7 protein-coding genes are annotated in these 10,502 nt (G+C 71.7%); 3 read left to right on the forward strand and 4 right to left on the reverse strand.

Going from position 1 to position 10,502, the window contains the following annotated elements; all coding sequences use genetic code 11:
- Positions 1-10 precede the first annotated feature (10 nt).
- Complete coding sequence (locus A4V12_RS27455) at positions 11-577, reverse strand: DJ-1/PfpI family protein (protein ID WP_064072131.1); 567 nt, start codon at positions 575-577, stop codon at positions 11-13.
- A gap of 381 nt (positions 578-958) precedes the next feature.
- Here A4V12_RS27455 and A4V12_RS27460 point away from each other — a divergent pair, with 381 nt between their 5' ends.
- Positions 959-5,908, forward strand: a complete 4,950-nt coding sequence (locus tag A4V12_RS27460) for an NAD-glutamate dehydrogenase (RefSeq protein ID WP_064072132.1) — start codon at positions 959-961, stop codon at positions 5,906-5,908.
- A gap of 54 nt (positions 5,909-5,962) precedes the next feature.
- Here A4V12_RS27460 and A4V12_RS27465 read toward each other — a convergent pair whose 3' ends face one another.
- Genes A4V12_RS27465 through A4V12_RS27475 form a run of 3 tightly spaced genes read right to left on the reverse strand, consistent with a single transcriptional unit; the run spans position 5,963 to position 8,908 of the window.
- On the reverse strand, positions 5,963-7,186 hold the full coding sequence (locus A4V12_RS27465; protein WP_064072133.1) for a glycosyltransferase 87 family protein: 1,224 nt from the start codon (positions 7,184-7,186) through the stop codon (positions 5,963-5,965).
- Between the two features lie 26 nt (positions 7,187-7,212).
- The gene (locus A4V12_RS27470) at positions 7,213-8,001 is read right to left on the reverse strand and encodes an ABC transporter ATP-binding protein (RefSeq protein WP_064072134.1); all 789 of its coding nucleotides are present in this window, start codon (positions 7,999-8,001) and stop codon (positions 7,213-7,215) included.
- Positions 7,994-8,908, reverse strand: coding sequence for an ABC transporter permease (locus A4V12_RS27475; protein WP_064072135.1), 915 nt, complete (start codon positions 8,906-8,908; stop codon positions 7,994-7,996). Before A4V12_RS27475 ends, A4V12_RS27470 begins: the two co-directional genes overlap by 8 nt.
- A 134-nt stretch (positions 8,909-9,042) precedes the next feature.
- Between A4V12_RS27475 and A4V12_RS27480 the strand changes: the two genes are divergently transcribed.
- Complete coding sequence (locus A4V12_RS27480) at positions 9,043-9,642, forward strand: TetR/AcrR family transcriptional regulator (RefSeq protein WP_064072136.1); 600 nt, start codon at positions 9,043-9,045, stop codon at positions 9,640-9,642.
- Positions 9,643-9,826: 184 nt separating this feature from the next.
- Positions 9,827-10,459, forward strand: coding sequence for a dTDP-4-dehydrorhamnose 3,5-epimerase family protein (locus A4V12_RS27485; RefSeq protein ID WP_199831404.1), 633 nt, complete (start codon positions 9,827-9,829; stop codon positions 10,457-10,459).
- Positions 10,460-10,502: the final 43 nt, after the last annotated feature.

Consider the following 10,502-nt stretch of genomic DNA (forward strand, 5'->3'; position numbering starts at 1 on the left):
CCGGGGCGGGTCAGGCCGCGGGGGACTTGGCGCGGAGGACCTTGAGGAACTCGCGCATCCAGCCGGGGTGGTCGGGCCAGGCCCGGGAGGAGACCAGGGTGCCGTCGACGACCGCCTCGGTGTCCTGGAAGGTGGCGCCCGCGGCCTGCATGTCGAGCTCCAGGGCCGGGTAGGCCGTGACGTGGCGGCCGTCCAGCCCGCCGACCGCGGCCGTCAGCAGCGGGCCGTGGCAGATCTGGGCGACCGGCTTGTCGGCGTCGAAGAAGGACTTGAGGATCTTGCGCAGCTCAGCGTCGTTGCGCAGGTACTCGGGCGCCCGCCCGCCGGGGATCACCACGGCCGCGTACTGGCTGGGTTCCACCTCCGAGAACGCCAGGTCCGCCGGCCAGGTGTAGCCGGGCTTCTCGGTGTACGTGTCGAAACCCGGCTCGAAGTCGTGGACGACGAAGCGCAGCTGCTTGCGGGCGGGGGCGGCGATGTGGACCTCGTACCCCTCCTCGCGCAGGCGCTGGTAGGGGTACAGGACCTCCAGGGATTCCGCCGCGTCGCCGGTGACGATCAGGATCTTCACGGTCATCACTGCCTGCCTCTGCTGGGAGGTGGTGCGAAGTGTCTGACATCAGGAGACGTGTCGCTGTCCAGAGTGTCAAACTTCAGGGCCGGGTTTTGTACACATACGGCTCATGACGGCCCGGGGGGCAGGAGCGATAGCCTGGACCCGTGATCAGCGCGATACGCCATGGGGGCAGCGGAGCCCCCGGCCGGCGTCCGGAGTGCCACCGTGCCCGGGCGATCGCTGACACGTCTCATCCGGCCCGGCCGCCAAAATTGGCCAATAACGGCCCGGACATCTCTCATCGCGGCATAACGTCGCCTCAGACCGGATACCCCGCGTCGTGGCGTTGTGTCACTTCTTTCACCTACGTCACGCAACGGCGCGCGACAGGAGCCAGAGGACATGCAGACCAAGCTGGACGAAGCCAAGGCCGAGCTGCTCGAACGGGCCGCCCGGGTAGCTGAGAACAGCCCGGTCGGGGGGCAACTCCAGACTGGGGCCGAGGACGCGGAGCGTCCGGACCAGGACATCGTCCTCGAATACCTCCAGCGCTACTACCTGCACACCGCCCCCGAGGACCTCACGGACCGCGACCCGGTCGACGTCTTCGGCGCGGCCCTTTCCCACTACCGGCTGGCCGAGAACCGGCCCCAGGGCACCGCCAGCGTCCGCGTGCACACGCCGACGGTCGAGGAGAACGGCTGGACCTGCAGCCACTCGGTCGTCGAGGTCGTCACGGACGACATGCCGTTCCTGGTGGACTCGGTGACCAACGAGCTGTCCCGGCAGGGCCGCGGCATCCACGTGGTGATCCACCCGCAGGTCGTCGTCCGCCGCGACGTGGCCGGCAGGCTCATCGAGGTGCTGCCCGACGGCGGTGACAAGAAGGACGCGCACGACGCGCTCACGGAGTCCTGGATCCACGTCGAGATCGACCGCGAGACCGACCGCGCCGACCTCAAGCAGATCACCGCCGACCTGCTGCGCGTCCTGTCCGACGTCCGCGAGACGGTCGAGGACTGGGAGAAGATGCGCGACGCCGCCCTGCGCATCGCCGAGGGCCTGCCCCGCGAACCGATCGCCGACGACCTGCGCGACTCCGAGGTCGAGGAGGCCCGCGAGCTGCTGCGCTGGCTGGCCGACGACCACTTCACCTTCCTCGGCTACCGCGAGTACGAGCTGACCGGCGACGACGCGCTGGCCGCCGTGCCCGGCACCGGCCTCGGCATCCTCCGCTCCGACCCGCACCACAGCGACGACGAGGCGCACCCCGTCTCGCCCTCGTTCAACCGGCTGCCGCGCGACGCCCGCGCCAAGGCGCGCGAGCACAAGCTGCTCATCCTCACCAAGGCCAACAGCCGCGCCACCGTGCACCGCCCCTCGTACCTCGACTACGTCGGGGTGAAGAAGTTCGACGAGGCCGGCAACGTCATCGGCGAGCGCCGTTTCCTCGGCCTGTTCTCGTCGGCCGCCTACACCGAGTCCGTGCGCCGTGTGCCGGTGATCCGCCGCAAGGTCGCCGAGGTCCTGGAGCAGGCCGGCTTCTCGCCCAACAGCCACGACGGCCGCGACCTGCTCCAGATCCTGGAGACCTACCCGCGCGACGAGCTGTTCCAGACCCCGGTCGACCAGCTGGAGTCGATCGCCACGAGCGTGCTGTACCTCCAGGAGCGCCGCAAGCTGCGCCTCTACCTCCGCCAGGACGAGTACGGGCGCTACTACTCCGCGCTGGTCTACCTGCCGCGGGACCGCTTCAACACCACCGTCCGGCTGCGGATCATCGACATCCTGAAGGAGGAGCTCGGCGGCATCAGCGTCGACTTCACCGCCTGGAACACCGAGTCGATCCTCTCCCGCCTGCACTTCGTCGTCCGCGTCCCGCAGGGCACCGAGCTGACCCCGCTGACCGACGCCGACACCGAGCGCATCGAGGCCCGGCTCGTCGAGGCCGCCCGCTCCTGGGAGGACGGCTTCGCCGAGGCGCTCAACGCCGAGATGGGCGAGGAGCGCGCCGCCGAGCTGCTGCGCCGCTACGGCAACTCGTTCCCCGAGGGCTACAAGGCCGACCACACCCCGCGCGCCGCCGTGGCCGACCTCGCCCACCTGGAGCAGCTGATCCGGGGCGAGAAGGAGTTCGCCCTCTCCCTGTACGAGCCGGTCGGCGCGGGCCCCGGCGAGCGCCGCTTCAAGATCTACAAGACCGGCGCCCAGATCTCCCTCTCCGCCGTCCTGCCGGTCCTCAACCGGCTCGGTGTCGAGGTCGTCGACGAGCGCCCGTACGAGCTGCGCTGCGCGGACCGCACCCAGGCGTGGATCTACGACTTCGGCATGCGCATGCCGCACGGCGCCGGCAGCGGCGACTACCTCGCCGACGACGCCCGCGAACGGTTCCAGGAGGCGTTCGCCGCGACCTGGACCGGCCGCGCCGAGAACGACGGCTTCAACGCGCTGGTGCTCAGCGCGGGCCTGGGCTGGCGGCAGGCGATGGTCCTGCGGGCCTACGCCAAGTACCTGCGGCAGGCCGGATCCACGTTCAGCCAGGACTACATGGAGGACACCCTCCGCCACAACGTCCACACCACCCGCCTGCTGGTGTCGCTCTTCGAGGCGCGGATGTCGCCCGAGCGGCAGCGGGCCGGCACCGAGCTGACCGACGGGCTGCTGGAGGAGCTGGACGGCGCGCTCGACCAGGTCGCCTCCCTCGACGAGGACCGGATCCTGCGGTCCTTCCTCACCGTCATCAAGGCCACGCTGCGCACCAACTTCTTCCAGAAGAAGCAGGACGGCACGCCGCACGACTACGTGTCGATGAAGTTCGACCCGCAGGCGATCCCCGACCTGCCGGCGCCGCGCCCGGCGTTCGAGATCTGGGTGTACTCGCCGCGCGTCGAGGGCGTCCACCTGCGCTTCGGCAAGGTCGCGCGCGGCGGCCTGCGCTGGTCGGACCGGCGCGAGGACTTCCGCACCGAGATCCTCGGCCTGGTCAAGGCGCAGATGGTGAAGAACACCGTCATCGTGCCGGTCGGCGCCAAGGGCGGCTTCGTCGCCAAGCAGCTCCCGGACCCGGCCGTCGACCGCGACGCCTGGATGGCGGAGGGCATCGCCAGCTACCGGACCTTCATCTCGGCGCTGCTCGACATCACCGACAACATGGTGGCGGGCGAGGTCGTCCCGCCGGCCGACGTCGTCCGGCACGACGAGGACGACACGTACCTCGTCGTCGCCGCCGACAAGGGCACGGCGACGTTCTCCGACATCGCCAACGAGGTCGCGGTCGCGTACGGCTTCTGGCTGGGCGACGCGTTCGCGTCCGGCGGCTCGGCCGGCTACGACCACAAGGGCATGGGCATCACCGCCCGCGGCGCCTGGGAGTCGGTCAAGCGGCACTTCCGGGAGCTCGGCCACGACACCCAGACCGAGGACTTCACGGTCGTCGGCGTCGGTGACATGTCGGGTGACGTGTTCGGCAACGGCATGCTGCTGAGCGAGCACATCCGGCTGGTCGCGGCCTTCGACCACCGGCACATCTTCATCGACCCGAACCCCGACGCGGCCGTCTCGTACGCCGAGCGGCGCCGGCTGTTCGAGCTGCCGCGCAGCTCCTGGGCCGACTACGACAAGGAGCTGCTGTCCGCGGGCGGCGGCATCCACCCGCGTACCGCCAAGTCGATCCCGGTCAACGGGCACATGCGCGCGGCGCTCGGCATCGAGGGGACGGTCACCAAGCTGACGCCCGCCGAGCTGATGCAGGCGATCCTCAAGGCGCCGGTGGACCTGCTGTGGAACGGCGGCATCGGTACGTACGTCAAGGCCGGCACCGAGTCGCACGCCGACGTCGGCGACAAGGCCAACGACGCCATCCGCGTCAACGGCGAGGACCTGCGGGTCAAGGTCGTCGGCGAGGGCGGCAACCTCGGCCTGACCCAGCTCGGCCGGATCGAGTTCGCCCGCAAGGGCGGCCCCGAGGGCGAGGGCGGCAGGGTCAACACCGACGCCATCGACAACAGCGCGGGCGTCGACACCTCCGACCACGAGGTCAACATCAAGATCCTGCTCAACGGTCTGGTCGCCGACGGCGACATGACCGTCAAGCAGCGCAACAAGATCCTCGCCGAGATGACCGACGAGGTCGGCTCGCTGGTGCTGCGCAACAACTACGCGCAGAACGTGGCGCTCGCCAACGCCGTCAAGCAGTCCCCCTCGCTCCTCCACGCCCACCAGCGCTTCATGCGCCGCCTGGGCCGCGAGGGCCGGCTGGACCGCGCGCTGGAGTTCCTGCCCAACGACCGCCAGATCCGCGAGCTGCTCAACGCGGGCAAGGGGCTCAGCCAGCCCGAGCTGGCCGTCCTCCTCGCGTACACCAAGATCACGGTGGCGGACGAGCTGATCCACACGGACCTGCCGGACGACCCGTACCTGCGCGAGCTGCTCCACGCGTACTTCCCGACGAAGCTGCGCGAGGAGTTCGCCGACCAGATCGACGCCCACGCGCTGCGCCGCGAGATCATCACGACGGTGCTGGTCAACGACACCGTCAACACCGGCGGCTCGACCTTCCTGCACCGGCTGCGGGAGGAGACCGGCGCGTCGATCGAGGAGATCGTCCGGGCGCAGACCGCGGCCCGCGCGATCTTCGGGCTGAGCGAGGTCTGGGACGCCGTCGAGGCCCTCGACAACCGGGTGCCCGCCGAGGTCCAGACCCGGATCCGGCTGCACTCGCGCCGCCTGGTCGAGCGCGGTACGCGCTGGCTGCTGGGCAACCGGCCGCAGCCGGTCCAGCTCGCCGAGACCGTCGAGTTCTTCGCCGAGCGGGTGGAGCAGGTCTGGGCGAAGCTGCCGCAGATGCTGCGCGGCGCGGACCAGGAGTGGTACGAGTCGATCGTCGCGGAGCTCACCTCGGAGGGCGTCCCGGAGGAGCTGGCGCTGCGGGTGGCGGGCTTCTCGTCCGCGTTCCCGACGCTCGACATCGTCGCGATCGCCGACCGGACGGGCAAGGACCCGATGGCGGTCGCCGAGGTCTACTACGACCTGGCCGACCGGCTCTCCATCACCCAGCTGATGGACCGCATCATCGAGCTGCCGCGCGCCGACCGGTGGCAGTCGATGGCCCGTGCGTCCATCCGCGAGGACCTGTACGCCGCGCACGCCGCGCTCACCGCCGACGTGCTGTCGGCCGGGAACGGCACCTCGACGCCCGAGGAGCGCTTCACGGCCTGGGAGCAGCGCAACGCCGCCATCCTCGGCCGGGCGCGCACCACGCTGGAGGAGATCCAGGGCTCGGACGCGTTCGACCTGGCGAACCTGTCGGTCGCCATGCGGACGATGCGGACCCTGCTGCGGACGCACAGCTGACCGCGGACGGTACGTGACGAGGGGGCGCCCCGCCGGGGCGCCCCCTCCCGCGCGTCACAGCCCCTTGAGCGACGGCGGTCCCGGCACGGTCTCCGCCCACAGCCGCCGGCACGACAGCAGCGCGGCCGCCACCAGCAGCGCGTTGCGCAGCGCCACCACGGCGAACCCCAGCGGCGTCACGGTGATGACGTCGTCGTACAGGACCGGGTACGCCAGCGCGCTGAGCGCCGCCGCGGGCAGCATCAGCACGGCGACCGTCCGCTGGCTGGTGTCCCGGCAGGTCAGGCAGACCGCGCCGAGACCCAGCAGCCACACCATGTACTGGGGGCTGATCACCCGGCTGGTCACGGTGAACAGCAGTACCGCGGTGAACGCCGCGTCCACCGGGGTCGCCGCGCTCCACTGCCACGACCGCACCCGCCACAGCAGCAGCCAGCAGAAGGCCAGCCCGGTGAGCAGCAGCGCGAAGTGGGCCGCGCTGGAGGCGTACGGCCCGGCCAGCTCGAAGGCCCCGTACCGGTAGCGGACCTCGCCCGGCCACCACCCGGCCAGCCGCGCCAGCGACAGGGCGCTGCCGCCGACCGACTCGATCTGCACGCCACGGCTGCCCTGCTGGCGGGCGAAGTCCAGGGTGTGGGTGAACCCCAGCGCGAGCACCGCGAACAGCACGCCGGCGGCCACCAGCGCCGAGGTCCACGCCCGGCGGGTGAGGTGCCCCCGGGGCGTGCCGAGCAGCGTGAGCAGCGGCCACACCTTGACCATGGCGCCCAGCCCGGCCAGCGCGCCGCCCAGCCGCGCGTGCCCGCCGCGCAGCGCCAGCAGGCCGAGCACCGCGAGGGCGGTGACCTGGACGTCGTACCGCGCCAGCGGCAGATGCAGGAGCAGCGGCAGGCCGCCCACCCACAGCCAGGCCCCGCTGCTGCCGGCCCGTGCGAGCGCGCAGGCCACCACGGCGTCGGTGAGCAGCGTGAGGGCGACGAACGCCTGGTAGTACGTCAGTTCCGGCACCTGGCCGGGGGCCAGGAAGACCAGCCCGGCGCCGGGCGGGTACTGCCAGGTGACGTCGTCGGGCGGGAACGAGCCCTGCGAGAGCTGCTGGTACCAGTGCCGGTACAGCAGGTAGACCTCGCGGCCGATCCCGCCGATGCCGAGGCTGTCCCGCCACAGGAGCAGGAGCATCCCGGCGCGCGTGAAGGCCCACACGGCGGCCAGCGGCAGAGCGGAGGACCGGTCCGTGAAGATGGGCGTGCGGCGTGCGCTGATCCTGGAGATGGTCATCGTGGGGAACTTTAGCCCGCTATGACCTATTTCTTCCTGGTGTGTGCCTCGTATGCGTCAACGACCTCCCCCGCCGGGCCGTCCGCCAGTAGCCGTCCGGCCTCCAGCCAGATCGCCCGGTCGCACGTCTGGCGGATCGTGGAGTTGCTGTGGCTGACCAGGAAGACCGTCCCGGCCTCCTCGCGCAGCCGGCTGATCCGCTCCCGGCTGCGCTGCTGGAAGCGCGCGTCGCCGGTGGCCAGGGCCTCGTCGATGAGCAGCACGTCGTGGGACTTGGCGGCGGCGATGGAGAAGCGCAGCCGGGCGCCCATGCCCGAGGAGTAGGTGCGCATCGGCAGCGAGATGAAGTCGCCCTTCTCGTTGATGCCCGAGAAGTCGACGATGTCCTGGTATCGCTCGCGGATCTCCTCGCGGGACATGCCCATGGCCAGTCCGCCGAGGATGACGTTGCGCTCGCCGGTCAGGTCGCCCATCAGGGCGGCGTTCACCCCCAGGAGGGAGGGCTGGCCGTGCGTGTAGATCCGGCCCTCGCTGGTGGGCAGCAGACCGGCGACGGCCTTGAGCAGGGTGGACTTGCCCGAGCCGTTGGAGCCGATCAGCCCGATCGCCTCGCCTTTGTACGCGGCGAAGCTGACGCCCTTGACGGCGTGGACGGTCCGGGTGCCCGGCGCCGTGCGCGTACGGGACAGGATGCGCCCGAGCGCCGCCGTCGCGCCGCCCCGGCCCGCCCGGCCGGCGCCCTGGACGGTGTACGTGACGTGCACGCCGTCGGCGACGACGGTCGGCACCCGCTGCCCGCTTCGTGTGTCAGCCACGGCCGTACGTCTCCTCCGCCTGCCAGAACCAGATGAACCCGCCCACGGCGGCGACCAGCGCCCAGCCGGTCGCCACGGCCCACACATGGGGCGGCAGCTGGGCGGCGGTGAAACTGTCGATGAGCGCGAAGCGCACCAGGTCGATGTAGACGGCGGCCGGGTTGCACTCCAGCGCGAGCAGCACCGCGTGCGGCAGGTGGTTGTTCGCCAGGACGTGCTCGACGCTCCACATCACGCCGGACGCGTACATCCAGGTGCGCAGCAGGAACGGCATCAGCTGCGCGATGTCCGGCGTACGGGCCGCGAGCCGTGCCAGCACCAGCGACACCCCGGTGTTGAACAGCGACTGGAGGAACAGGGCGGGGACGGCCAGCAGCCAGGACCAGCCGGGCGTGACGCCGAAGCAGAACAGGATCAGCACCAGGGCGCACAGTGAGAAGGCCAGCTGCTGGAGCTGCTGGAGCGCCAGCGAGACCGGAAGGCTCGCGCGCGGGAAGTGCAGGGCCCGCACCAGGCCCAGGTTGCCGCTGATGGCGCGGGTCCCGGCGGTGATCGAGCTGGCGGTGAAGGTCCAGATGAACACACCCGTGACCAGGAACGGGACGAAGTCGGGGACGCCGGCCCTGGTGTTCATCAGGACGCCGAAGATGAAGTAGTAGACCGCCGCGTTCAGCAGCGGGGTCATCACCTGCCAGATCTGCCCCAGCCGTGCCTGGCTGTACTGGGCGGTGAGGCGGGCGGTCGCGAAGGCGGTGATGAAGTGCCGCCGGGACCACAGCTGCCGGGTGTACTCGGGCAGTGAGGGCCGCGCCCCGCTGACCGAGAGCCCGTGCCGGAGGGCGAGCGCGCGGAGGTCCTCCTCCGGGGGGTGGTGCACCCGTGGGGGTGCGAGTGTCTCCGTACTCACCAGGCGGTCTCCCTCGGCGTGGGGGCGGGATGCGACGGAACGGGACCGTTTCGTCGCTACGGGGAGGGTAGGACGGGCTCACGTCGGAACGCAACCGTCCCGTCGTCACGTGGGGGTGGCGCTATGATCCGGGCATGAGCACACCGCCGCCCCGCCGGCAGCCCGCCGGAGCCGCCGTACTCCGGGAGGACGTCACCGAGGCCATCAGGGCCGCCGTCTTCGAGGAACTGGCGGCGGTCGGCTTCGCCCGTATGTCCATCGAGGGCATCGCCCGGCGGGCCGGCGTCGGCAAGACCGCCGTCTACCGGCGCTGGAAGTCCAAGCTGTCGCTCGTCCTCGACCTGCTGACCGCCTTCGCCGCCCAGGGGCTCCCCGCCCCCGCCACCGGCTCGCTGTACGGGGACGTCCGCGCCCTGCTGGAAGTGGCCGCGCACGCGCTGCGCCACCCGGTCGCCTCCCAGGTCATCCCGGACCTGCTCGTCGAGGCGGCCCGCCACCCCGAGATCGCCGACGCCATCAAGGCCGCCCTGCTCGACGGCCAGCAGGGCGTGGCCGCGCTCGTCGTCCGCGACGCCGTCCGGCGCGGCGAACTGCCCGCGGGCGCCGACCCGGACCGCGCCCTGGACCTGATCATCGGACCGCTCTACTGGCGCCTGGTAGTGGTCCGCACCCCGCTCCCGGAGGGGTACCTCGACGACCTGGCGGCGTCGGCGGTCGCGGCACTGAAGGCGTGACGGTGTGAGTACCGGACGGCGTGCATGCGCGTGACGGCGTGAGCCCGTGACGGCGTGAGCGCGTGACGGAAGCCGGCCGCCGCCCGTCCGGCCGTCACCCGGTCGGCGGCGTCAGCGGTGACGCCGGGCGCCCGCGGCGGTTGAACCCACCGACACGAAAGGACGGTGGGCCGACGTGCGCGACATGGGCATCGAAGGCGCCTGGGTCATGGAACCGCGGATCTTCCGCGACGACCGGGGCAGCTTCCACGAGTGGTTCAGGGCGCCGGACCTCCACGAGGCGGCCGGGTACGGACTGGGGCTCGCCCAGGCGAACTGCTCGGTCTCGGCGCGGGGCACGCTGCGGGGCGTGCACTTCGCCGACGTACCCCCGGGGCAGGCCAAGTACGTGACGTGCGTGCGCGGCGCCGTCCTGGACGTGGTCGTCGACCTCCGCACCGGCTCTCCGACCTACCGGGCCTGGGAGGCGGTGCGGCTCGACGACCGGGAGCACCGGGCGGTCCACCTGGCCGAGGGGCTCGGCCACGCCTTCATGGCCCTCACCGACGACGCGACCGTCGTCTACCTCTGCTCCCGCGGCTACGCCCCCGCCCGCGAGCACGGCGTCCACCCGCTCGACCCCGCGCTCGGCATCGACTGGCCGTCCGGCATCACCCCCGTGCTGTCCGGGAAGGACGCCGCCGCGCCCACGCTCGCCGAGGCCGAACGGGCGGGACTGCTGCCGTCGTACGAGGCGTGCGCGCGCTGGTACGCGGATCTGCGCGAGCGGGCGGCGGACGGCACCGGCGCGCCGCGCGTCCCGGTCTCGCGGGGCTGAGCGCGCCCCGAACGGCCGGAGAACACGGATGCCGGGTACCGCC

The sequence above is a fragment of the Streptomyces noursei genome (genome assembly GCF_001646665.1).
GTDB lineage: Bacteria > Actinomycetota > Actinomycetes > Streptomycetales > Streptomycetaceae > Streptomyces > Streptomyces lavendulocolor.